The following is a 25,710-nucleotide window of genomic DNA, read 5'->3' on the forward strand; positions in this document are numbered from 1 at the left end:
ATGGATCTGATTGGCATCGAAAACGAGGCCGAATTCTTCCCGGCCGGCACTCTCTCAGACTCGTTTCAGGATGAACTTCGCGAGATCACGTCGCGTTGGTCCCGCTCGGGCGATGTCGTCAATCCCGTAGATCGCCTGTTGCGCTGCTGCGACCCATACCTCACCGCACTCCGGCAGATCCGCAATGCCCCCGACAGCGCTCGGCGCACGGAAATTCGCCGTGAAGCGACACATATGCTGATCACCGCTCTAGGCTACGACTATCAACGCGTTAGTCTGCATACCGCGCTTGATGGGGAAACCCTCGTTCCTGTCCTCGCGCGGGTAGCGGACGTTGAAGGGCGGGACATGGCATGGCTTCTGGAGGCGCCGATGGAGGGCGCCAACGACGAGACCATCGATCCGCTTGCCCAAAATTTTAGTGCAGATCAGTTTTCAGAGGAGGAGCGAGAGTTCGCCGAAACCGAACGCGCCATCGAAGAACTCCTGGCGGATGGGATCTTCGATCTGCGGAATTGCCCGCGGCATGTCCTGGTGTTTGGTTTGTCGCAAATCGTCCTGGTTGATCGGCATAAATGGCCGGCGCGCTCGGTCCTTCGTTTCGACCTGCAGGAGATTTTTTCTCGCCAAGATCAAGATACGCTGGCGGCAATGGCCTGCCTGATCTCACGCGAGGCACGGGTGCCGCACCACGGCGTGCCGATCGCCGATCGCATTGAGGAAGAAGCCCAGCGCAACGCCAACGCAGTCACCACATCGCTGAAGCGAACTGTTCGCGACGCGATCGAGATTCTTGGCCAGGAAGTGCTCGACGTCACCGACGGAAAATACCCGACAGGTCCACGGAAGGGTGTTTGGATCGAAGGGCCAGAGCTGTCGCTCGAATGCCTGCGATACATGTACCGGCTGCTGTTCCTATTCTACGCCGAGGCGAATCCTCGGCTGAATGTCCTTGATATCAGGGATCCGGTCTACGCAAGTGGTTACAGCATCGAGGCTTTGCGCGAGCTGGAGACTATCCGCCTGCGCACACCGGTTGAGAAGAATGGGACCTACTTCTGGGAAAGCCTGCAGTGCACGCTGGGCCTGCTCTATTCTGGTTGCACCGCAATGCGACTACCAGCGGTCAAGGTCTCGCTCCTCGACTCCCAGAGCACGCCGATCCTGAACGCGGTCAATCTCCGCAATGAAGCAATCCAGAAAGTCATCCGCCTTCTATCGCTGAAACAGTCCCGCAGCGGCACGGCCCGGATCTCCTACGCCAAGCTCGGGATAGGCCAATTGGGCGCCGTGTACGAAACGCTGATCTCATTCACCGGCGTCGTCGCTAAGCAGGATATGATCGAACTGCGTCCGCCGACCGGCCGGGGCATGGCGTCCACCGCTGAAGACGAAGATCAGGACACCTCCACCGAAGATCAGGACGATACCGACGAGGCTGACGACCAAACCGAGGACATCGGAGAGGGAACAGTATCGCGGAGAGACGAGGTGGATTTGCTGGCGCCAAGCTACTTCGTGCCGCGCAGCCGCGCTGGTGAATTTCCTCCGCAGCAGATCGTTTTCAACGGCCCCGACGCCCGGGTCTATCCGAAGGGTACCTTCATTTATCGCCTGGCCGGGCGCGATCGCGAAAAGTCAGCCTCCTACTACACCCCTGAGCCTTTGGCGCGGCTCCTAGTCAAACATGCGCTGATGGAACGGTGCAAGGACCTGACCGCAGACGAAATTCTCGACTTGAAGATCCTCGAGCCAGCGATGGGCTCAGCGGCGTTCCTTGTGGAGACGACCAACCAGCTTGCCGACATGTATCTCGAACGCAAGCAAAAGGAAGTCGGGCGCACCATTCCTCAGGAACAGATCGTCGTCGAGAAGCAAAAAGTCCGAGCTTTGATTTCCGACCGCAACTGCTTCGGCGTCGACCAAAATCCGGTGGCCGTTGAGCTGGGCGCCATCTCGTTGTGGCTCAATAGCCTGCATGCCAGCGAATTCTCGCCATGGTTTCGCGATCAGCTCCACGCAGGCAACTCATTGATCGGTGCGCGACGGGCTTCCTACGCACCGAGTCTGATGATGGCCAAGTCGAGGGAGGACCTTTGGTACAGTCGAAAACCTCAGGAAATCGGCTGGAACGACAAGCTACCTGAAGGACACATTTGGCAATTCCTGCTGCCCGCCAAGGATATGGCCAAGTTTGACGCCGATAAGTCGATCACCGAGTTTGCCGGCGATGCACAGAGGACGATCAAGGCTTGGCGCAAAGGCGGGTTCTTCGACAAACTCGAACAGCACGAGATCAAGCTGCTCCAGAAACTTAGCCGCATTGCCGAAGAGTTATTTGATATCGTCGCCGAAGATCTCGCAAAAATACGCGCGGCAACGAACGACGCAATCACGCTCTGGCCCGACATGGAAATGCCGGGCGCTCGCGGACTCGACTTTCATGAGAAGGAACGGCGAGCCCGCAGGCTCGTTGGCGCCGACCGCGCGGCAAACACGCTACCCTACAAGCGCCTGAAGACAGCGATGGACGCGTGGTGTGCGCTTTGGCTCTGGCCACTGGACAAGGCAAACCTGCTGCCGAGCCGAACGGAATTCCTGCACGGAATGGCCATGATCCTCGAGGGGGGCTTTATGCCAGACGGGTCTTTGGCGGCCCCAAGTGTAGAGGAATTTGCGGATCCGGCGCCCGATTTCTTCGGCACGCTTGAGCCGGAGGCGCCGGCGAAGGATCTTTTCGAGGCGGCAACAAAAAAGCAGCAGAACCTATTCCGCGAAACGGATGTGGACTCGCTAGTTCAGGAAGTGGATTGGCTTGGCGTCGCGGTCGAAGTTGCTGCGCGAGAGCGGTTTGCGCATTATGATTTAATCTTTGCCGATGTGCTGAAAGCGCGCGAAGGTTTCGATATAATTGTGGGAAACCCACCTTGGGCAAAGCCCTCGTGGAGTGAGGCCGACGCAATTGGGGATATCGATCCCGGTTTCATTGTACGCAAGCTCTCAGCACTGGAGGCGCGGCAGGCACGCGCGAAGGCGCTGGCTAAAGAAGCTGACCGCAAAGCATTCTTGTCGGCATACGCATCTGCAAAAGGAAGGATGACGACTACGGGGTCAGCGGTAATGAACCCCTTCGCTGGCGGCGGACAGAACAACCTATATCGTTGCTTCATCGACCTGAGCTTCCGGCTTGTAGCCCCGGCGGGCAATGTGGCCTTAATACATCAAGATGGACATCTAACGGATCCCAAGGCGGGAGCATTTCGACGGGAGTGGTATGCGCGGATCCGTAAACGATTCCACATGCGCAATCAGATTAAGTCGAAGAACTTTCCCGAAGTTGATAACAATCGCACGTTCTCCCTCAACATTTATCGAGGAAGGCCCTCCGAAATTTCATTCGAGAATCTCGGGGGCGCCTTTCTGGCTACGCAAATCGAAGACTCTTATCGTCACGATGGGACGGGCCAGTTGCCCGCGATGAAAACACCGGATGGGGAATGGGATACTCGAGGTCATCGCGATCGCATCGTGCTTGTGGACCGCACGGCACTTGCAGCGATTTATGCCCTGACCGAGGACCAAGCGACGCCGGTCGAGGAAGCTCGCTTCCTACAACCGTACTCAGCGAAAATGCTGGACGTCTTCCGCGCTATGGCCGCGGTGCCATCGTTCTCGGCCGCCGTGGCTGACGTGCGGGTCAGTAGGGATACCGGAGATGGGATCGCAATCGAAGGCGTAGCCGGCTGGCAGATGAGTGGCATCTGGCATGAATCGGGGGCTCAAAGGGAAGGTGTCATCCGCCGCGAAACCGCCTTCCGCGGTAGTCCCGCGGAAATGGTAATCTCAGGTCCCATGTTTCACGTGGGCAGCCCCCTTTACAAATCACCCCGACGCGGGTGCAGATCTAACAAGGACTATGATGTAGTCGACCTCACGGCTGCACCGGTGAATTACCTTCCCCGCACGAACTATGCGCCGGCTGTGGAGCTGAAAGACTACAAGCATAAACTTCCAGGCTGCCAATGGGATCCGACGAAAAGCCACGTGGATTTCTATCGAGTGGCTTTTCGAAAGATGGTGGCTCTCAATAGTGAGCGCAGTCTAATTGCGTCGATTGTTCCGCCCGGCACCGCGCACATCGATGGCGTTCAGAGTGTTGCATTCAATAGCTCTCATGACATGCTTACATTTTCAACCGCCGTCCTGTGTGTGGTATTCGATTTCCTGATCAAGGCTTCCGGAAAGCAAAATCTTCATGAGAGAGAAATCGGGTCACTGCCGTTCGTAGACGCCGGCCCGACAGCCCAACACCGCGGACTGCGTCTTGCCTGCCTTACGGAAGCCTATGCCGGTCTGTGGAACGACCACGCACATGCGTTGCGCCCGCTTCCGTGGCACTCCTCCGACGCTCGCCTTGCCCTTGAAGGGCCAGTTGAAGGTACTGCCAGATGGGACCGCTCTGTCGGTTTGCGCACCGATTTCGCACGACGGATGGCGCTGGTCGAGATCGACGTACTGGTCGCCCAGGCCCTCGGCCTAACGCTTGATCAACTCACCGATATTTACCGCATCAATTTCCCCGTGCTGCAGCAGTACGAGGCCGCCACTTGGTATGACAGCAATGGCCGAATTGTATGGACTGCTTCAAAGGGCCTGACGGCCGTCGGCTATCTCGAAGATGGCAGAAGCCCCGGGCGCAACAGGTGGGAGGAAATCCTGCTATCGGGAAAAACTCATCTTGAATGTGAGGCGGTCGTTGATTTCATGCCGGCCGGTCCTAGCCGGATTACCCGCATTTTTGATGGACCATTCGACACTTGCGATCGCGTGGAGGACTACAGGCGCGCTTGGACCTATTTCGAGAAACACCAACAGCGCGAAGCCGCAGCATGAATCCCATCATCCTAGGGCGGCAGGTCGAGCGCGGACTGAAGGATCTCGTTCGTTCGACGCTCAACACCACAAGCCTCGCATTTGACGGTACGGTGGAGCGCTTTCTCGCCTCGCCGTCCAACTACATTAAGGGTCCGTGGATTTCCGTCGCCATGCCGTTCAAGCAGGCGGCCAAGCCAGGTGAGCCGTTCGAGCAATTCTTCCCCCAAGTCCCACTGCGCTTCGCGCCCTACCAGCATCAGTTGACTGCTTTCGAGCGGCTCGGCGGAGAAAAGCCGCGCTCAACGCTTGTGGCAACCGGCACCGGCTCGGGCAAAACCGAATCCTATCTTTGGCCAATTCTCGAGCACTGCCGTACTAGCAAGGGCAAGCCCGGGATCAAGGCGATTTTGATCTATCCGATGAACGCCCTGGCAACCGACCAGGCCCGCCGCATCGCCCGCGCGATCCACGGAATACCTTCGCTGCACGGCGTGCGGGCTGGCATCTATGCGGATGCCGAACCAAAATCGCCGACCGACGCCATGACGGAGCAGGAAGTAATCACCAGGCGCGCGGCTATGTGGTCGAATCCGCCCGACATCCTGCTGACCAATTACAAGATGCTCGACTACCTTCTGCTGCGAGGCAGGGACCAGCGCCTGTGGGAAAGCAATGCGCCCGAGACATTGCGCTTCTTGGTGGTGGACGAAATGCACACCTTCGATGGCGCGCAGGGAGCAGATCTCGCTCTTCTCATTCGCCGCCTGAAGTATCGACTTGGGACGCCGGAGAGACATCTGACCTGCGTGGGGTCATCGGCCACTCTGGGCTCCGGTGACGAGGCCGCTACCGAACTACAAACCTATGCCGAAACGATATTTGGCGAACCTTTCGACCAACACGCGGTGATCCGCGAGACGCGGCAGACGCCTGACGAGGTATTCCCGACCCCGGAATACTTCGACTGGCCTGGCGAGGCCGCCGTTGACGCGGCTCTTGAACGCGCCATGAACATGACGCAGGCCGACACGGCGAAGCACCTCGCAATGTGTCTTTTCCCGTCAGCGAGCGACAGTGAGCTATCCACCCTCCAGGAGGAAGGCGCCACTTCCGTGACCTGGCGCCTTCTTCTCGGACGACTCTTACGCGAACACGTCGCCGCGCAAAGGGTTCTGCGCATCATCGCTGAAAGCGCTGGCCCCGTGGATCTCAGCGCGATAGCGGAGCAGCTCGGAAAAGTCAAAGCGATCGCGATGTCACCGCCCGAAGCGCGCATGCGTCTCGCGGAGTTGATCGTGTCGCTGATTGCCTGGGCGCGATCTGGGTCCGAAGCGTCGCCACAACCTCTTTTTGGTGTTCGGGTCCAGACCTGGGTGCGCGAGATGTCGCGCATGGTTTCAAGCCTGCCGCGTTGGGAGGCAGGTCAAAAGCGTTCGCCAGTTGACCTGATACATGCCCACGACATGGATCAGCATGACTTGAAGCGCGTGCTGCCAATCGTGAACTGCGCACGCTGCGGAACAACGGCGCATCTGGGTCGCCAGCCCGCTAGAGGCCTAAGCCTGTGGGCTCCCCTCCAAGATCTCTATGAAGACTTTTTCGACAGATCAGTCGATCGCTTGCGGCTAGTCTACCACGAGAGCATCAGTCGAAAAGCAGGTACCTCGGGTCGAGGCAATGTGATCACTGGCTTTCTCGACGCCGATAATTTGGAATTTACGCCCGGCGATCATGGCAACGATTTAGAACCAGGCTCCCGTAGCCCGGTTTGGCTCTATGACCCCACGGATGAGAAGGGAGCATTTGATCGTACCTGCCCGGCCTGCGGGCATGGCCATGGACTTCTCCTCTTTGGCTTGCGTGCCGCCCGCTTGACCGCCGCCCTCGCCAATACTTTCTACGCCTCTGAACAAAACGAGGAAGACCCCAAAGCCAAGCCACGGCTTTTGATGTTTTCGGACTCGGTGCAAGACGCCGCACAACGCGCCGCGGTGGCGGAGATACGCAATACGGGCGCCGTTGTCCGGAAATCCCTCTACAAGGCGGTGGTCGAGAGCGAAACGCGAGGACTCACGCTCGAGGAAGTCATCACGCGTGTTCCCGAAGCTCATCGTCAGCAACTTGGCGATGAGGCATTCATTGCCAACTTCATTGCCCGCGAACAAACCTGGCGCGAACCCTATCAACAGCTAATACGCAGCGATCGGCTACCTGACGACGATCGCTTCATTGAGCACGTGAAGCTACGCCTTGGGTGGGAATATTTCTCCGAGTTGACCTACCGTTCGCACACGTCCCAAACCCTTGAAGCCGCAGGCGTTGCGGTTGCCGAGGTTTCACCGGATCTCATCGTCAACGTTTCCGAAAAGCTTCCGCGCCAACTGGCCAACGCTCTCTCCGGTCCCTTCCAGATGAAGGAGGAAACCGCGGCACGCTTTTTGAGCGGACTTCTCCAGCAAATGCGGCGGCGCGGCGCCGTCGGTCATGAGTACGTTGAAAAGGGAATGCTCGCTCCGCCACCGAGAATTGGTGGACCGAACTATTTTGCTGCGGCACTAGCGATGAGGCTTGGCAAAACATCGACCTTGCCTGTTCCAAACCACCGCTACGGATCCGCGCCTATTCCGGTGACTCTCCTTAGATCTTGCGACGGATACCAGCCGCTGCTGCAAGACCACTCGACCAATTGGTACCGAGACTGGGCCGATAAATTTTTTCTTCCGATTTCACTTTCGCTTGTCTCGCAGTACGCCACTATCTTTGAGACGACGATGCGCTGGCTTGAGGCCGAAAGCGTGATTCGTCGGATCGAACGCGCAGCCCCTTCATTTGAGCACGGCTACGTTATTGAACCGGGTGTGATCACGGTTACCGATCGTGTAGTGCGTTTGCGATGCAACAGCTGCCGCCGCCGGGAAATCGCGCTTTTGGATAATCCTATAGCGCTCGGTTCGCCCTGCACACGGATCGGCTGCCACGGAACGCTTGTCGAGGCGGATGTCGAGATTACTAGTTCAACGACCGCGCTGCTTGGGACCGATCGTAACCATCGCGTGGTCGGGTACGAACACACCGGAATCCTGGAAGCAGACGAGCGCCGGGAAATCGAGAGCGGATTCATCTCCAAGGAGACACCCTGGGCGCCTAATCTCATTTCAGCGACCCCGACCCTCGAAATGGGTATCGACATCGGCGATCTGTCAACGCTGCTTCTCTGCTCAGTTCCACCCGAGGAGGCGAATTATATACAGCGCATTGGCAGGTCCGGTCGTCGCGACGGTAACTCACTCAACCTCACCATAGCCACCGCGCGCGCCCACGATCTCCAGTTCTGGGAAGAACCGGAAGGCATGCTCTCCGGCAAGGTCCGTACACCCGGGGTCTACATCGGCGCTCTCTCCGTCCTGCTGCGCCAAGTTGCGGCCTTCTCGCTTGACTGTTTGGTAACTAGTAGCAACGACACCGGAGATTACGGCAAGGTGCGCAATGCGCTTCGCCAGCTGGAAGAAAGTCGGGGTGACGGCTTTCCTCTCGACTGGTTCCGGTATCTGAATGAGAACGGAGCAAGGATTGCAAAGGATTTCCTTGGCCTCCTTCCAACTGATATCGTCGCGCGACCCGAGATTGTCGATCGCATCACCGCCTATCTCACGAGTCGTGATGATCGCTCCCTGATCTGGCATATCCGATCGATCTTCGACGAGACGGCCAGCGAACGAGCAGAGCTAATCTCACATCGCAACGAACTCGATGCCGAAGCCAAACGTGTGAAACGTCGCGAGCACGAGATGACCCAGGAGAAGCTTGAATCGCGTCTTTCGGAGATCAAGCGGGACAAGGGCGAGATCAACCACGCTATCCGGCAGGGGATCGACGACGTGCCGATTCTCAGATTTTTGACGGACAAGGGAGTGCTGCCGAACTACGCCTTCCCCGAAGAGGGCGTCAAACTGAAGTCCATACTCTCGCGTCAGCCCGAGAGTGGACGGCGCGAAGAGAACGGGGATAACCTCGTAACCCGCGAGTACATGCGACCGGCAAGCTCTGCCCTGTCAGAGTTTGCGCTAGGTCAGATCTTCTATGCCAACGGGCGAGAGGTCGTCATCGACCGGATTGATCTGCATAAGCGGGATCTGTCGACATGGCGCTTCTGTCAGAATTGCTCGCATATTGAACCCCAAGCGACGGCGGAGACTGTGACGAACTGTCCGCGTTGCGGCGACGACATGTGGAGTGATAGCGGTTCTTCGCATGACACGGTCGAGCTAAAAACCGTGATCGCCGTCACCAGCGAGCAACAAGCCGCAATCCGGGACACGGACGATCGCCAGCAAAAACGTTATGACCGAACTATGGTGCCGTTCTATGGGCCGGCTGAGATCGAGAGTTCCTGGTACGCGGAAGGCGAGGCTGGCTCAGCCCCATTCGGCTTTGAGTTCATCGCCCATTGCGCCTTCCGCGACTTCAATTTTGGTCCTCGGACGTCGAGCCCGATCGGTCCGAAGATCGCCGGTGAGGGACGAAAATCGCGACCTTTTAGAATCTGCAAGTACTGCGGCGTTGTTCAGGGACCTCCGCGTAACGAGGAAGACCGAGGCCAGCACAAGCCTCGCTGTGTGGTTAAACCGGGAGACGACGACAAGCTGACACGAGACACGTGGGAGACGGAAGTTTTCCTGATGCGGAAATTCGAAACTGAATCAATCCGTATTGTCGTCCCGGTGGTTGGAGAAGCAGACGACGACGACATCAAGAGCTTCGTTGCCGCCATCAATCTAGGCATGCGAAAGCACTTCGCGGGAAAGGTTGATCACATCCGAAGCACTGTCGTCGAAGCGCAGCTCGACGGTCTTGCTGCGGTTCGCAGCCTGTTTCTTTATGACGCCGTTCCCGGCGGGTCCGGATATCTTCGCCAATTGGCCGAGCATCCTGACTCCATGCGTGCCGTCGTCGAACGCTCAGCGCACGCGCTGCGGACTTGCGCGTGCGTGGATGAAGGCAAGAGTGGCTGTTTCCGCTGTGTGAAATCCTACCGTACCCAGTTCGGTCCCGGCGAGCCGGATCGCGACACTGCCCTCCAAATGATGGAAAATATCCTGGCGAACTGGGGTCATTTGGCCCGGACGGACGCAGGAATAGACACGCGGATTCGGGATTTTCTGGTCGAGAGTAAACTCGAATATCGCTTCCTGGAGACGCTTATTGCACGGTTCGGGCAGGGTTGCATTACTCCGCAAATCCTTGAGGGCGGACGAAAGGGGTTTCTGCTCAGGATCACCGAGGGCCAGCGCACCCATTTCTGGAACATCGAAACCCAGATCCAGATCGATAAACGCTTCAGAGATGTTCCAAGGAAGCGTGTCGACTTCCTCTTCACCCCTGTTGGCGGCTTGAAAGCAAAGCCGATCGTGGTTGAAATGGATGGTCTGAAGTATCACGCCGATACAGTTGCGGAAGACCTTGAGACACGGCTCCTTCTGATTAGGTCCGGTTACGTTCGCGCGTGGACGCTGGGCTGGCACGACCTCGAAACCAACGCGTCAGTACATGGTCCCAACCCTCTCGCAGAGGGGCGGCTTGGCCCTGCCCATGCCGGCGTCATGGCCCGGTTGTTAGCCATTCCAGCGATGTCGGATTTGCAATCCGATATTACCCTACTGCAGAGTGGAACGTCGCTGGAGGGTCTGTTTCGTCATTTGTCGTTGCCAACCTCAGATCTCGTCGCACCGGCTTCCGTGCTCGCGAGATCAATTGTTGGGCCTGGGCGCAGGATCGATGAACTGCCCCGGATTTCGGCATTGACCGACGACGGACGCAGTTTCCTCGAGGAGGCTGAACTATTCGGCCACGTCGTTGATCGCAATCTCGACGTCTATTTGGCTGTTAAGAAGGAATCGCCTCAGCACTGGAGGGACAAGTTCGACGACTGCCGCATCCTGCTCCGGGGTACCCTCCCCGACGTGGCCGGGGATCCGCTCGCGACGCCAGGATATTCGGATGCATGGCGCGGTCTGTGGCGGCTTGTCAATTTCCTGCAGGGAATCCCAGGCTTCCATATTGAGTTCGAGGGGCTCGACACACTGACGGCGCCTGATCTAACCACAGTCGGCAAAGGTCCAAAAGACGGAGCCTGGCTCGAGATACTCTCGCTGGTTGATGAAGGGTTTCAGCCCGTCATCGAAGCCCTTCAGGCTGCCGATGCTTTAGTGCCGGACATGGTAGGCGCAGACCTCATTCAGGATGGAGAGGTCGTCGGGATGATAGAGATCGGGTGGTCCAATATCCGACTCGCGGTTTGTGAAGACGCATTCGACGCTTCGGAATGGGACCTCGTTTCATTCAATCCGGACAAAGGACAATCCGTCACACAGATCGCGGCACTGATCCTGCGGAAAATTGAGGAGCTTGTTGCATGAATGTTCAAGTTGGCCACCGGGTCTCTTACGACCTCGGATGCATGCGTTCGCTCAAGAAGCTTCCAGACAGGGTATCGGCGAAGTTTCTCGATATGATGATGCGTTACATGAGTGATCCTTCCGGAAATGGCCTCAATTTTGAAACCGTTGAAGGTGCCCGGGATCGAGGCGTTAAATCGATCCGGATTGACCAAGGCTATCGTGCGATTGCCTTCGTTACCGGTCAGGACATCATGTTTCTTCATGTCAACGAACATGACAAGGCATATCGTTGGGCAGAGGGACGCAGGGTACGTGTGGATACAGCTACCAACCGGATTCGCATTGTCGAGGAAATCGATACTGAGACGGCACCGGCATCCACCAAGAATGGAATGCGCAGCTCCGAAATGCCGGCATTGTTCGCCGACATCTCCGACGACCGCTTGCTTTCCTTGGGGGTAATTGCGGATGAGCTTCCCAAGGTCCGGAAGTTGCGTGATCAGGCCGACCTCGATGCGGAAGAAGATGCATTCGACACGACTACTTTCGACATCTTGATTGCCCTAGCGGCCGGTTACTCCGACGAGGAAATCCGGGCGATCATCGGAGCCACGCGCCCCGAAAACAAAGAGGTCCCAGCCAAGGCCGAAGCCACCTTCTCGGCGATCGTCGCGTCGGACGAAAGCCGACAGCGGATCTTTATTCCTGAAAATGAGGACGAACTACGCCGGTTCTTCGAGGGCGACTTGGAGGGCTGGCGGGTGTTCTTGCACCGGGACCAGCGCCGGGTGGCCTATCGGGACTACAAGGGCCCAGCGTTGGTTCGCGGCGGCGCCGGAACAGGCAAAACTGTTGTCGCTATGCATCGCGCAAAGCATCTGGCCGATCAGATAGCGGCGGATCCTGCACGAGCGGATGATCGCATCCTGTTCACAACCTTTACCACCAGCCTAGCGTATGACATTGAGGCCAATCTGAAGACGCTATGCCCCGAGCACCTCGCTCGATCAAATCCGAGAATCGAAGTTATCAATCTGGACCGTTGGGTGAGCGGGTTCCTCAAACGAAAAAAGTTCGGACGCGACGTCGCCTATTTCGGTGAGGAGCGTGAGAGGCTCGACACGATCTGGCGCGAGGTGTTCGACAAACATGGAGTGCCTGACGGTCTCTCCGAGGAATTCGTGCGTGCAGAATGGGAACAGGTAATCCAGGCCAAGGGCGTTATGACCGATCGCGCCTATTTCAAGGTGCCAAGGACAGGCCGGGGAACCGCCTTGGACCGGCGGAGCCGATCTGCACTGTGGACGATCTTCTCCGACTATCGCGCCCGCATGGTGGACGCTGGATTGGCGGAGCCGGACGATGCTTACCGGGAAGCGGTCGAGATTCTTCAGTCTGAAGCGCCGAGCTTGTCCTACACTTCTGTCATCGTGGATGAAGCGCAGGACATGGGGGAACAGGCCTTCCGTCTCATCCGCGCAATCGTTCCCGAGAAACCGGACGGAGATCAGAACTCGATCTTCATTGTTGGAGACGCGCATCAGAGAATTTACACCCGACGCGCCAGCATGGCGGCTTGCGGAATCAATGTTCGGGGTAGGTCAAGGCAGTTGCGTCTTAATTACCGGACAAGCGACGAAATCCGGAAATGGGCCGTCTCTATTCTCGAAGGTGTTCCTGTCGACGATCTAGACGAGGGGATGGACAGCCTCAGCGGCTATACCAGTGTGTTCAGAGGACCCACTCCAGAACTTGCCAGCTACGCTGGTGAGGACGAAGAGCTGGCGGGTCTAGCCGGCTGGCTCTCTGCACTCAAGGCGCAGGGAACGAAGCACGATGACGTGGGCGTTCTGGCCAGCACCCGGCTTCAGTTGGATCGGTTGGCCATCAAACTGAAGGATGTCGGAATCGAGACTGTCAGGCTTCAGCCGAACATGGCCGACGAACGGAATTTGCCGGGGGTAAGACTGACTACCATGCATCGAGCCAAAGGACTGGAATTTCAAGCGGTTGCCATTCCATTCCTTGCCAAGTCAACTTTCCCACCGCCAGCTGCCTTAAAGTCAGCGGTAGACGAGGTTGATCGCCGCAATATCCTGCAACAGCAAAAGTCGCTCCTCCATGTGGCGGCTACGCGGGCTAAGAAAGTTCTTCGGGTGTCATGGAGCGGCGAACCATCCGTCTTTCTTGCGGGTACGAGTTCGATGCCGGAGAAAGGGAGCTAAGCGATCATAGGCGGAAACTGCAACGCCGCACTTCGATCGTGCTGCAGACTCCCCTCTACCGGCGACATGAGGCCCGTGGCGACTCGGTGGCGATTCTTGAGACAAGAAAAAGGCCACCCCGCAGGGTGGCCAGTTAGTAATGCTGATAAATCAGCATCTTAGTTGGTTGCGGGGATAGGATTTGAACCTATGACCTTCAGGTTATGAGCCTGACGAGCTACCGGGCTGCTCCACCCCGCGTTAAACCGTTGCTTTGCCTTGGCCAAAATGCCGGGGACGATGAATGAGGGCCGGCGCTATTCGCGTGGCTTGCTCTCGCGTCCCAAAGGCTTCCTTGGAAGGCAACCCCGGGGCAAAGCCCCTCGGGTGCGAGGCGTATGTACCAACCCGGGCCGCCTTTGGAAAGGGCCGACGGGACGTTTTTTTCGACTTTATGACAGTGAGTTGGGCCGATTTCCGACCCGTTTGGTGCGCTCTTGCCAGAAGTTCCACAAAGGCCCAGCTTGCGGGCAATAAAACCAGGGGCAAACGCCATTTTCAGGGGAGACCGCCCATGGACCACACCTTGGACCGACCCATAGACCGTCCCTCGGCGAGCGCGCCACTCCCGGCGCTGAAAGATGCCTTCGAGGCGATGGTTGCGCGGGCGCGCGCCGAGCCTGCACCTGACCTGGCTGAGCGGCTCGACCGGCTGGCGCGGCTGCGTGCCGTGGTCGCGGACAATGAGGAGCGTTTCCGGCAGGCGATCTCGGCCGATTTCGGCCACCGCTCGGCCGTCGAGACCACCATCGCCGAGACGATGCTGGTGTTCTCCGAGATCCGGCATGCGACCAAGCACCTGAAGAGCTGGATGGCGCCGCAGCGCGTGGCCACCACGCTGCAATTCCTGCCCGCGCGCAACCGGCTGATCCCGCAGCCGCTCGGCGTCGTCGGCATCATCGCGCCCTGGAATTATCCGCTCCAGCTCACGCTTGCGCCCGCGATCGGCGCGATCGCCGCCGGCAACCGTGTCATGATCAAGCCGAGCGAGCTGTCGCCGCACTTTTCAGTGCTGCTGAAGGAGACGGTGGCCGCGCGGTTCGATGCCAACGAGGTGCTCGTCACCGGCATCGAGGACGAAGTGGCAAAAGCCTTCGCACACCTCCCCTTCGACCATCTCGTCTTCACCGGCTCGACCCGGGTCGGCCGGCTGGTCGCGGAGGCCGCCGGGCGCAATCTCACGCCCGTTACGCTCGAGCTCGGCGGCAAGTCGCCTGTTATCATCGACGCCTCCGCCGATCTCGAGGAGGCGTCCGAGCGCATCGCCTACGGAAAGTTGCTCAATGCCGGGCAGACCTGCATCGCACCGGACTACGTGCTGGTGCCCGAGCGCTCGTTGCAGGCCTTCGCCGAAAAAGTGCGCGCGCAGATGCGGCGCATGTTCGGCACCGATCCAGCCAACAAGGACTACACCTCCGTCATCTCCGACCGGCATTATGCGCGGCTTGAAGGACTCGTGGCAGATGCTGCGCAGCGCGGCGCAAAAATCCTGCAACCGGCGAAAGCGGACGATCCGAACTGGAAAGCACACCGCAAATTCCCGCCGACACTGATCGTCGGCGCGACCGAGGCGATGGCGGCGATGCAGGAGGAGATTTTCGGCCCCGTTCTGCCAGTGCTGGGCTATCGCGATCCGGCGGAGGCGATCGCTTTCGTCAACGCCCGCGACCGGCCGCTCGCGCTGTACTGGTTCGGCAAGGATCGCGCCGCCCGCGACGAGGTGCTGTCGCGCACGATCTCCGGCGGCGTCACCGTCAACGACTGCCTGTTCCACTTCGCGCAAGCCAACCAGCCGATGGGCGGCGTCGGCGCATCCGGCACCGGCGCCTATCACGGCGAATGGGGCTTTCGCACGTTCAGCAAACTGAAGCCGGTGTTTTATCGCTCCAAGTTCAACCGCCTCGCCGACCTCTATCCGCCCTATGGCGGCAAGATCGCGCGGCTGGAGAAGTTGATGCGGTTCATGTCGTAAGTTTCAACACCCATCATTGCGAGCGCAGCGAAGCAATCCAGAATCCCTCTGCGGTGACAGCCTGGATTGCTTCGCTTCGCTCGCAATGACGGCAACAAAGAAAATGCAGAGGGGGAAACATCGGTGACTGATACATTCGATTTCGTCGTCGTGGGCGCGGGCTCCGGCGGCTGCGCGGTGGCGGGGCGGCTGTCGGAGGATGCGGCGACATCCGTGGCGCTGCTCGATGCCGGCGGACGGAACGACAATTGGCGGATCACCACGCCATTCGGGCTTGCCCTGCCGTACAGCGCGGCCAATTGGGCCTTCGATACCGTGCCGCAGAAGGGATTGAACGGCCGCATCGGCTATCAACCGCGCGGCAAGGGCCTCGGCGGATCCTCGGCGATCAATGCGATGGTCTATATCCGCGGTCATCGCGCCGACTACGACCACTGGGCCGCGCTCGGCAATGCCGGCTGGTCGTATACGGACGTGCTGCCCTATTTCAAGCGCTCGGAGAACAATTCCGATTTCGACGGCGAGTATCACGGCAAGGGCGGTCCGCTGCACGTCAACAGACTGCGCTCGGAGAATCCGATCCATGACGTCTTCCACCAGGCCGCGCGCGAGGCGCAGTTCCGCATCCGCGAGGACTTCAATGGTGAGGACCAAGAAGGTCTCGGCAGCTACCAGGTGACGCAGCACCATGGCGAGCGCTGGAGCGCGGCGCGCGCCTATCTGCAGCCCCACATGGACAAGCGCGCGAATCTGCGCGTCGAGACGGGGTCGCAGGCCACGAAAATCCTGTTTGAGGGCGGGCGCGCGGTCGGCATCGAATATGTGCAGGGCAAGCAGACGAAGCAGCTGCGTGCCCGCCGCGAGGTGATCCTCGCCGGCGGCGCATTCCAGTCACCGCAGCTATTGATGCTGTCGGGCATCGGCGATGGCGAGGCGCTTCGTACGCACGGCCTCGGCGTCACGCATCATTTGCCGGGCGTCGGGCGCAATCTGCAGGACCATCCGGATTTCGTGTTCGTCTACGCCTCCGACTATCCCCACTTCGTTCACTCGTCACTGGGACGGCTGCCATCCCTGCTCCGCGCCATCCAGCGGTACCGCAGGGAGCGACGCGGCCTCATGACCACCAATTTCGCCGAGTGTGGCGGCTTTCTGAAAACCAGCCCCGACCTCGATGTGCCGGACATTCAGCTGCACTTCGTCATCGCGATGCTCGACGACCACGGCCGCAAGAAGCACAAGGAGGCGGGCTTCTCATGCCATGTCTGCCTGCTCAGACCGAAGAGCCGCGGCAGCGTTTGGCTGAAGAGCGCCGATCCGCTCGCTGCACCCATGATCGATCCGAACTTTCTGGGCGAGGCGGAGGATCTCGAGGCGATGGTCGCGGGCTTCAAGACCACGCGACGGCTGATGGAGACGCCTGCGCTGCGCGCGTTGCAGAAGAAGGACATGTTCACGTCCGACGTGAGGACCGACGAGGACATTCGCGCCATCCTGCGCAATCGCGTCGACACCGTCTATCATCCCGTCGGCACCTGCAAGATGGGCACCGATGCGATGGCCGTGGTCGATCCGAAGCTGAAGGTGCACGGCATCGAGGGCTTGCGCGTCGTCGACGCCTCGATCATGCCGACGCTGATCGGCGGCAACACCAATGCGCCGACCATCATGATCGGGGAGAAGGCGGCGGATATGATCAGGGCGGAGATGCGGACAAACTAGCGGTGCGGCACGAACGGGACTTTTCGAGCTGCAACCGGCCGGGATAGACTGCTCATCTAGCTCGGAGAAGTTGATGCGCGCCGCTGCCTCGGAGTTTTGCCTGACATGACGCGTGGACGACGAGTCGGACTTGCGGCAGCGATCGCGCTAGCGCTTTTCGTTGCCTATGAGGTGATATCGTCGTTCGTCGCCTTCACCGACGACGCCTATGTTCAGTCCGATCTGGTCGCGCTCGCGCCTCAGGTGACTGGGCGCATCATTGCCGTACATGTCGCCGACAATCAGGATGTGGCCGAGGGCAACCTGCTTGCGAGCATCGATCCCGTACCTTTCCAGTTGGCCCTGGATCAGCGGCGTGCCGATCTTGCCGAGGCCCGCGCGCAGATCGCCTCCGACCAGCACCGGATCGCGTCGGCACGGGACGCGTTGGCGGCGGCGAGCTCGGCCGCGGATTTTGCGAGCGAAAACGAAAAGCGCCTGACGACGCTCGCCTCGGCCCAGGATGTCTCCCGCGTCGCGCTCGACCAGGCGAGCGATACGCTGCGGCGCGCGAATGCGGCACGCGACGCCGCACAGGAGTCGGTCGCCGCGACGGAGGCCACGCTATCCATGCATCAGGCGACCGAAACCCGCGCCAATTCGGCGCTGGCACTCGCAGAATGGCAGCTCGCCCGCACCAAGCTGGTCGCACCAACCAGCGGCACGGTGACGTCGCTCAGCCTGCGCGTGGGCGACACTGCACAGGCCGATGTGCCGCTGATCGGCATCGTCGATGCCCGCGCCTGGCGCATCGTCGCCAACTTCAAGGAAAGCTACATCCGCGGCTTTGCCGTCGGCAGCACGGCCTGGGTGTCGCTGGACTCAAATCCCTGGCATCTACACCGTGCCAAGGTGACCGGCATTGCTCGTGGCATCAGCCGCGAACCCGTGCCCAATCGCCTGCTCAACTACGTGGCGCCGACCACTGACTGGATCCGCCTCAAGCGCCGCTTTCCGGTGACGCTGACGCTGGTCGATCCGCCACCAGACCTGAGACTCTATATGGGTGCCGACGCCAGGGTGGTCGTGCTGCCATGAGCGGGGCCGCGACGAGAGCGATCTCTGCATTGCGGCGGGAGTTGCTGGAGATCGATCTGGCCGGCCCACGCGGCCATCATTGCAGCCGCGTTGCACTGGCCGTCACGCTGGCCGTGATCGTGGCGCTTGTGCTGCGGGTGGACGCACCATGGTGGGCGGCGATCAGTGCCTTCGTCTCGACGCAGGTGACGGCGCCCTCTTCCTTGCGTCGCGGCGCCCTGCGCATCGTCGGCACCGCGATCGGTGCCGCTGCAGGCCTGCTCTTGAGCCCGTGGCTGATCGAGGACCAGGTTGCACTGAGCCTCGCACTGTTCATCGCCAGCAGCATCGGCGTGCTCGGCCTGCAAGTCAGTCGCCACGGCTATGCCTGGCTGCTCGGCGCCGTCACGGCCGACATGGTGCTGCTCGCAACGCTCGACGATCCGACCTCGGCGCTGTCAGTCGCCTGCAACCGTACTGCCGAGGTGACGATCGGCACTCTCGCCGCAATTCTGGTCTCGCACCTGCTGTCGCCGCGCGAGGATCATGCGCCGCCACGTCCGCGGGCGCCGGGCTGGTCCGACCTTCTCGGCGCGCAATGGGCCTCGACCCAGCACGCAATGCGCGCGGGCCTTGGTGTGATGCTGGTGCCGCTGGCATGGAGCTGGCTGCAATTGCCGAGCTTCTCGCAGGCCGCGATCACGGTCGCGGCCGTGATGGCCGTGCCGGCAATATCCGACGACGATGCTGCGAATCGCGAGAAGATCGCGGCCCGTGGCACGCATCGCATCCTCGGCTGCCTGATCGGCGGCCTCGCCGGCCTCGCGGTGCTGATCGCCTCGTTCGAAAACTTCCTGCCCTGGCTTGCCGCGCTTGCCATCGGGGTCTGGGTCGGTGCGCATGTCCAGGCAAGCGCGCGCGATATCGGCTATGTCGGCACACAGGGCGCGGTCGTCTTCATCATGACGATGGTGCAGGGATCAGGGCCGCCGTCCAGCATCATTCCCGGCATCGAGCGCCTTGCCGGTATCACCGGCGGGCTGCTGATCGTCGAGATCGTGGCTATCCTGCTGACGCCCTCGGCTAGGAGCGCTGAAACAAGATAATGCGTAGCTCTTCTCCCTCTCCCCGTTCTTACGGGAAGAGGGTTGGGGTGAGGGGCTATCTCGGCAAAAGCGGTGAGAGTTGGACTCGCGGAGACCCCCCTCACCCGGCTTTACGCTGCGCGCAAATCCGGCCTCTCCCCGCAGCCGGGGAGAGGCGAAGAAAGTCAATTCAACAAGAACCCGCCATCCACCGTCACGATGCTCCCCGTCATGTACCGCGACGCCTTCGAGGCCAGCAGCAAAATCGCGCCGTCGAGATCGGACTCGGCGCCGACACGGCGTTGCGGGATGCGTTTGGCCAATCGCTCGCCCGCGGGCGTCGACCAGAAGGCGTGATTCATTTCGGTATCGATATAGCCCGGCGCCAGCGCGTTGATGCGGATGTTCTGGCCTGCGAGCTCCAGCGCCATCGCCCTGGTCGCCTGGAGGATGCCGGCCTTGGAGATCGCATAGGGCGACACCGCCTTCAGCACGCCAGTGCCGAGCACGGAAGCGATGTTGACGATGTTGCCTTCCTGCTTGCGCGCGATCATGCGGCGCGCGACTTCGGTCGCGAGGAAATAGGCGCCCTTCAGATTGGCGCCGATCACGGCGTCCCAATCGGATTCGGTCTGCTCGGTCGCGAGTTTCTCGATGGCGATGCCGGCATTGTTGATCAGCACCGTGATCGGACCGAGCGCGGCTTCCGTGGCATCCACAGCCTTGGCGATCGATGACATGTCAGTGACGTCGAGCGCGACCGCAGCAGCGCGGCCGCCCTTGCCGCGGATCTCCTCCTCCAGGCTCTTCAGCTTGTCGGTCTGCCGCGCCGCGAGCGCGACGGCCGCGCCATGGTCCGCCAGAACCCGGGCAAATTGCCGCCCCAGCCCCTGGCTTGCGCCCGTCACAAGGATGGTTTCTTTACTGACGTCGAATAGATCTGACATGACGCTTGCCTTGAGCGTTTTCCCTGAGCTTTGGAGCCATCAATACAGACGATTTTAACGATCTGAAACCGGAATGATCGGTCCGGCGTTCATTCGTTCCATCGACGCAAGCGTTCCATCGAGGCAGGCCTGACGCTCATGAACAGTTTCGATCTCGCGGTCTATGCGGCACTCGCCGTCGCGATCGGCTTCGGTTTCAGGACTGGCCTGCTCGGCAGCGCCATGACCATTCTCGCCTATCTCCTGGCCGCTCCCATCGCCGTCGCGCTGATGCCGCTGATCGTGCCGCAGGTCGCGACCAATCCGAACGCGCCGCTGCTGCAAAACTGGATCTGGTTCTTCGGCATCTTCGTGGTCGTCGGCATGCTCCTTGGATATATCGGCCGCATGGCGCTGAACGACACGATACGCGAAGCCGGGATCGGCGACCGGCTCGCCGGCGCCGCACTCGGCGCCGTCAGGGTCGGCCTCGTCGCCACCACGCTGGTGCTGGTGTTCGACCAGATCGTGCCGGCCAACCGCCAGCCGCCGTTCCTCGCCGGTTCGCATCTGCGGCCGCTGTTCTCGGCGGCCGGCAAGATGGGCTTCAAGACATTGCCGCCGGAGGCCGCGGCCGCGATCGACCGCCTCAAGCAGGAACGGCGCATCTAGCTTATTGTCTGGGCATGATCTTTTCGGAAAACCGCTGCACACTTTTCCGGATCATGCCCGCACATTTGCATCGCCGCGCGACCGCGCCATGCATTTTGACGCGGCCCCCTCTCTTATCAGCGGCGCCACGATTGGCTAGAGTGCGGCCCGTCTAAAACCTGCCTGACATTACGGGAGTGAAACAGTGGATCTTGGGATCAAAGGTCGCCGCGCCATCGTCTGCGCATCCAGCAAGGGCCTCGGCCGCGCCTGCGCCATCTCGCTGGCGGAAGCCGGCGTTGACGTCACGCTGACCGCGCGCGGCGCCGAAGCCCTGAAGAAGACGGCCGACGACATCCGCAAGGCCTATCCGGGCGTGAAGGTCACCGAGATCATCGGCGACATCACGACGCCTGCCGGCCGCGAGGCCGTGCTGAAGGCCTGCCCCGAGCCGGACATCTTGATCAACAATGCCGGCGGCCCGCCGCCCGGCGATTTCCGCAACTGGACCCGCGACGACTGGATCAAGGCGATCGACGCCAACATGCTCACGCCGATCGAGCTGATCAAGTCGACCGTCGACGGCATGATGGCGCGCAAGTTCGGCCGCATCGTCAACATCACCTCGGCGGCGGTGAAGGCGCCGATCGACATCCTCGGCCTCTCCAACGGCGCGCGCGCCGGCCTCACCGGCTTCATCGCCGGCCTGTCGCGCAAGACGGTGATCAACAACGTCACCATCAACGGCCTGTTGCCGGGTCCGTTCGAGACCGACCGCTTGACGGGCACCGCAAAGGCCGAGGCCGACAAGCGCGGCACGACACCGGAGCAGATCCTGGCCGAGCGCGCCAAGCTCAACCCCGCCGGCCGCTTCGGCCAGCCCGACGAGTTCGGCTATGCCTGCGCCTTCCTCTGTGGCGCCAAGGCCGGCTTCATCACGGGCCAGAACATTTTGCTCGACGGCGGCGCGTTCCCGGGCACGCTCTAGTGCCACCGATTTGAAGTTCCTGCGGTGTATGCCGCGAGTTCTGTCAGGAACTTCAAATCGATAAGTGGCACTAGAATTTTGAATTCCTTTCTGGGGCCCGCTTTCCGAAGTTCGCGTTCGAGGTAGCAGCAATGGTTCACGAACTTCGGAAAGCGGGCCCCAGATGAGAGCGGTCTGGTACGAACAGACGGGACCGGCGGCGGACGTCCTCACCTATGGTGAGATGACGACGCCGGTCGCGGGTCCAGGCGAGGTCCGCATTCGCCTGGAAGCCTCCGGCGTCAATCCGGCCGATGTCGGCCGGCGCGGCGGCAGCTATCGTGCGATGGAACACGAGCGCGTCATTCCGAACAGCGACGGCGCGGGTTTCGTCGACCAGATCGGCGACGGCGTGACGCGCTTCAAGGTCGGCGACCGGGTCTGGTTGTTCAACGGCCAGCGCAACGGCCGCGCCTTCGGCACGGCGGCCGAATATATCGCGCTCGCCGAGCAGCTGGTGACGCCGCTGCCGGATCATCTTTCTTTTGCGGAAGGCGCAACGCTCGGCATCCCCGCGATGACCGCATGGTGCAGCCTGTTTGCGGATGGGCCGATCGTCGGCAAGACCGTGCTTGTCACCGGCGGCGCCGGCGCGGTTGGCCATTATGCCGTGCAGCTCGCCAAATGGGGCGGCGCGCAGGTGATCGCGACAGTCAGCTCGGCGATGAAGGCCGAACAGGCCCGGCGCGCGGGCGCCGATCTCGTGGTCAATTACAGGGACGAGGACGTCGTTGCCAAGGCGATGGCGTTCACCGGCGGACGTGGTGTCGATCGCGTGGTCGATGTCGATTTCGGCGGCAACATCGCGACCACCTTGAGGTTGATGGCGGTCAATTCGACGATCGCGGTCTACGCCACCAACGGCAACCGCACGCCAACGGTGCCGATGCGCGAGCTGATGGAAAAGTGCATCGCGTTGCGCACGCTGGTGCTGTTCGCGCTGCCGCCCGCGCTGCTCTCGGCGGCGCAGGCCGACATCACGAAATGGCTGGCGGCGGGACCGCGGATCCACACCATCGCGGCGCAGTTCGCACTGTCGGACACGGCGCAGGCCCATCTCGCCGTCGAGAAGGGCGACAAGCTCGGCACCGTGATCGTCGACTGCGCGCGGTAGCGACTTAGGATACCGGCGTGGTCCGCTCGTCGGTCCAGTCGATGCCGAGCTCGTCCATGCCATCGGCGAGGAGATCGCCCAGCATCGGCTCGCCCAGCAGGTATTGCACCGCCTCGCGCCGGGGCGCCTTGTATTCGGCGCGGGCCTCGGCGGCGCGGGCACGCAGATCGTCCCATTCGTCAATCGTGCCGTCGCCGCGGCCGAGCCACATCAGCGTGACGAGGTCAAGCTGCTCGTCCTCGTTCATCGCCTGGATGAAGCCGGAGAGTTCGGCTGCGACCGGATCGGAATTGGTGTCCTCCAGCACGTCGATCTCGTCATCGTCGGTCGCGTTGGACCCCGAGTCCGGATCGGACGCCGCTTCCTTGACGTCGAATTCGCGGGCCTTCTCGATGATGAAGGCGACCTTCTCGGCGGAAATGGCGAGCTCTGGCATGGGTTTCCCCTTCGCGTGTGGTTCTTTCTGGTCTCGGGTTCCTGCGATAACGCAACATCGCGACAGATGATCCATTGCCTTCGACGGCGGAAGACCGCATCTTTCGCGAAAGCAAGAAAATGAGGGGCGCGCCGCATGCAGTGGAAAGTCGGCAAGGTCAAAATCACCAAAATCGTGGAATTGGAGACGGTCGGCTCGACCCGCTTCATCCTGCCTTTGGCGAGCAGTGACGAAATCCGGAAGCTGCCCTGGCTGATCCCGCATTTCGCCACCGAAGAGGGCCGGCTAAAAATGTCGATCCATTCGCTGGTGGTGGAGACGCCGACGCGCCGCATCGTGGTCGACACGGGGCTGGGCAACGACAAGCAGGGCCGCGGCGTCCCGGTCTGGAATAACCGCAGTACGCCGTTCCTGGAGACCATGACTGCGGCAGGCTTTCCGCCTGACAGCATCGACACCGTGCTGTGCACGCATCTGCATGTCGATCACGTCGGCTGGAACACGAAGCTGGTCGACGGCAAATGGGTGCCGACGTTCTCCAATGCGCGCTATCTGTTCGGCAAGACCGAGTATGAATATTGGCGTGACTATACGGCCGAGCCGGACAAGATCGCAGTGTTCAACGATTCCGTGAAGCCGGTCGTCGATGCGGGCCTGGCCGAGTTGATCCCGAGCGATCACCGGCTCTGCGAGGAGATCAGCGTGATCCCGACCCCCGGCCACAGTCCCGGGCATATGAGCGTCCTGATCGTATCCGGCGGCGAACAGGCGCTGCTCAGCGGCGACGTCGCCCATCACCCCTGCCAAATGGCGCATCTCGACTGGTGCTCGGTCGTCGACACCGATACCGCCCAATCGGCGGAAACCCGGCACAAGGTGTTCGCGCGCTTTGCCGACACCCCGACGCTGGTGGTCGGCGGGCATTTCTCGGCCGGGCACATCAAGCGGGACGGGGATGCGTTCAGGTTTGTGGTGCTGCAATCGTAGGGTGGGCAAAGCCACCGGGTCGCGCGAATGCGCGCCCGATGACAGGCTCCGCGTGCCCACCATACCGGGCCATCAAAAAGAATTGGTGGGCACGGCGCTCCGCGGCTTTGCCCACCCTACAAAGGAAGGGCTGCAATGCGCCCCGTTTTGAGCGGTTGAATTTCCCGCCGCCCTGTTCCATGAAGCTATTTAACCGATCGGTCCATCTCCAGGGAGAAACGAGAATGAAGCTTGTTCGTTATGGCGAAAAGGGTGCGGAAAAGCCCGGCCTGATCGACAAATCCGGCCAATTGCGCGACCTGTCGGCGCATGTGAAGGACCTGACCGGCGAGGCCTATTCCCCTGATACCCTGAAGAAGCTGGCGGGCCTTGACCCGGCCTCCCTGCCCGCCGTCTCCGGCAAGCCGCGCTTCGGCGCGCCCGTCACCGGCATCTCGAAATTCGTCGCCATCGGCCTCAACTACAGCGACCACGCCAAGGAAACCGGCGCCGCGATCCCGACCGAGCCGATCATCTTCATGAAGGCCAACACTTCGCTGTCCGGCCCGAACGATGCGGTCGAGAAGCCGCGCGGCTCGACCAAGCTCGACTGGGAAGTCGAGATCGCCGCCATCATCGGCACCCGCGCAAAGTATGTCTCTGAAGCCGATGCGCTGAACTACGTCGCCGGCTATTGCGTCTGCAACGACGTCTCCGAGCGCGCCTTCCAGATCGAGCGCCTGGGTCAGTGGACCAAGGGCAAGTCGCACGACACCTTCGGCCCGGTCGGCCCGTGGCTCGCGACCAAGGACGAGATCAAGGACGTGCAGAACCTGTCGATGTGGCTCGACGTCAACGGCGAGCGCCGCCAGACCGGCTCGACCCAGACCATGATCTTCTCCATGGCCAAATGCGTCTCGTACGTGTCGCAGTTCATGACGCTGCTGCCGGGCGACATCATCACCACCGGCACCCCGCCCGGCGTCGGCCTCGGCATGAAGCCGCCGACCTTCCTCAATGTCGGCGACGTCGTCACGCTCGGCATCGAAGGCCTCGGCGAGCAGCGCCAGGAGATCGTGGCGGCGTAAGGCCTCCGCCCTCTCCCCGTCATTGCGAGGAGCGAAGCGACGAAGCAATCCAGACTATTTCCACGGAGACAGACTGGATTGCTTCGCTTCGCTCGCAATGACGAAAACAAATTGCCGGTCACCGCGTAGG

Annotated in this window: 14 protein-coding genes and 1 tRNA gene; 12 read left to right on the plus strand and 3 right to left on the minus strand. The window is 60.9% G+C overall.

The genetic code is table 11. The annotated features are described in order from the left end of the window. From AC5ZFO_RS03450 to AC5ZFO_RS03460, 3 genes are read left to right on the plus strand one after another with little or no spacing between them, the layout of a single operon-like run. Window positions 1-4,893, plus strand: a complete 4,893-nt coding sequence (locus AC5ZFO_RS03450; protein ID WP_496121380.1) for an N-6 DNA methylase — start codon at window positions 1-3, stop codon at window positions 4,891-4,893. Beyond that, entirely contained in the window at window positions 4,890-11,291 is a 6,402-nt protein-coding gene (locus AC5ZFO_RS03455; RefSeq protein ID WP_496121382.1) for a DEAD/DEAH box helicase, read from the plus strand. The genes AC5ZFO_RS03450 and AC5ZFO_RS03455 overlap by 4 nt, the downstream gene beginning before the upstream one ends. Continuing rightward, the gene (locus tag AC5ZFO_RS03460; protein WP_496121384.1) at window positions 11,288-13,498 is read left to right on the plus strand and encodes a UvrD-helicase domain-containing protein; all 2,211 of its coding nucleotides are present in this window, start codon (window positions 11,288-11,290) and stop codon (window positions 13,496-13,498) included. Before AC5ZFO_RS03455 ends, AC5ZFO_RS03460 begins: the two co-directional genes overlap by 4 nt. A 163-nt stretch (window positions 13,499-13,661) precedes the next feature. On the opposite strand, the gene AC5ZFO_RS03465 is transcribed toward AC5ZFO_RS03460, so the two are convergent. Continuing rightward, window positions 13,662-13,738 (minus strand) — tRNA-Met (locus AC5ZFO_RS03465). Window positions 13,739-14,051: 313 nt separating this feature from the next. Here AC5ZFO_RS03465 and AC5ZFO_RS03470 point away from each other — a divergent pair. The 4 genes from AC5ZFO_RS03470 to AC5ZFO_RS03485 all read left to right on the plus strand — a co-directional run bounded on the left by AC5ZFO_RS03470 (window position 14,052) and on the right by AC5ZFO_RS03485 (window position 19,393). Next, the gene (locus tag AC5ZFO_RS03470; protein WP_496121386.1) at window positions 14,052-15,509 is read left to right on the plus strand and encodes a coniferyl aldehyde dehydrogenase; all 1,458 of its coding nucleotides are present in this window, start codon (window positions 14,052-14,054) and stop codon (window positions 15,507-15,509) included. A 123-nt stretch (window positions 15,510-15,632) separates the two neighbouring features. Continuing rightward, complete coding sequence (locus AC5ZFO_RS03475) at window positions 15,633-17,231, plus strand: GMC family oxidoreductase (protein ID WP_282519878.1); 1,599 nt, start codon at window positions 15,633-15,635, stop codon at window positions 17,229-17,231. A 105-nt stretch (window positions 17,232-17,336) separates the two neighbouring features. Beyond that, a complete protein-coding gene (locus AC5ZFO_RS03480; RefSeq protein ID WP_282519877.1) occupies window positions 17,337-18,308 on the plus strand; it encodes an HlyD family secretion protein in 972 nt (323 codons plus the stop codon). Then, window positions 18,305-19,393, plus strand: a complete 1,089-nt coding sequence (locus AC5ZFO_RS03485) for an FUSC family protein (protein ID WP_080586654.1) — start codon at window positions 18,305-18,307, stop codon at window positions 19,391-19,393. Before AC5ZFO_RS03480 ends, AC5ZFO_RS03485 begins: the two co-directional genes overlap by 4 nt. A 164-nt stretch (window positions 19,394-19,557) precedes the next feature. Here the strand turns inward: AC5ZFO_RS03485 and AC5ZFO_RS03490 are convergent, their stop codons facing one another. Further along, window positions 19,558-20,319: an SDR family oxidoreductase gene (locus tag AC5ZFO_RS03490; RefSeq protein WP_282519876.1), complete on the minus strand. Its 762-nt coding sequence runs from the start codon at window positions 20,317-20,319 to the stop codon at window positions 19,558-19,560. A gap of 138 nt (window positions 20,320-20,457) precedes the next feature. On the opposite strand from AC5ZFO_RS03490, the gene AC5ZFO_RS03495 reads away from it, so the two are divergent. The 3 genes from AC5ZFO_RS03495 to AC5ZFO_RS03505 all read left to right on the plus strand — a co-directional run bounded on the left by AC5ZFO_RS03495 (window position 20,458) and on the right by AC5ZFO_RS03505 (window position 23,090). Beyond that, window positions 20,458-20,970: a CvpA family protein gene (locus tag AC5ZFO_RS03495; RefSeq protein ID WP_282519875.1), complete on the plus strand. Its 513-nt coding sequence runs from the start codon at window positions 20,458-20,460 to the stop codon at window positions 20,968-20,970. 184 nt (window positions 20,971-21,154) lie between these two features. Beyond that, complete coding sequence (locus tag AC5ZFO_RS03500; protein ID WP_282519874.1) at window positions 21,155-21,937, plus strand: SDR family oxidoreductase; 783 nt, start codon at window positions 21,155-21,157, stop codon at window positions 21,935-21,937. A gap of 163 nt (window positions 21,938-22,100) precedes the next feature. Next, window positions 22,101-23,090 carry an NADPH:quinone reductase gene (locus AC5ZFO_RS03505; RefSeq protein WP_496121388.1) on the plus strand — a complete coding sequence of 330 codons (990 nt, stop codon included), beginning with the start codon at window positions 22,101-22,103 and terminating at the stop codon, window positions 23,088-23,090. Between the two features lie 4 nt (window positions 23,091-23,094). Here the strand turns inward: AC5ZFO_RS03505 and AC5ZFO_RS03510 are convergent, their stop codons facing one another. Then, entirely contained in the window at window positions 23,095-23,526 is a 432-nt protein-coding gene (locus AC5ZFO_RS03510; protein ID WP_282519872.1) for a DUF3775 domain-containing protein, read from the minus strand. 135 nt (window positions 23,527-23,661) lie between these two features. On the opposite strand from AC5ZFO_RS03510, the gene AC5ZFO_RS03515 reads away from it, so the two are divergent. Together AC5ZFO_RS03515 and AC5ZFO_RS03520 are read left to right on the plus strand one after the other, a co-directional pair. Then, a complete protein-coding gene (locus tag AC5ZFO_RS03515; protein WP_282519871.1) occupies window positions 23,662-24,513 on the plus strand; it encodes an MBL fold metallo-hydrolase in 852 nt (283 codons plus the stop codon). A gap of 224 nt (window positions 24,514-24,737) precedes the next feature. Beyond that, entirely contained in the window at window positions 24,738-25,580 is an 843-nt protein-coding gene (locus tag AC5ZFO_RS03520) for a fumarylacetoacetate hydrolase family protein (protein WP_282519870.1), read from the plus strand. Window positions 25,581-25,710: the final 130 nt, after the last annotated feature.

The organism is Bradyrhizobium sp. Unk1, assembly GCF_059512345.1.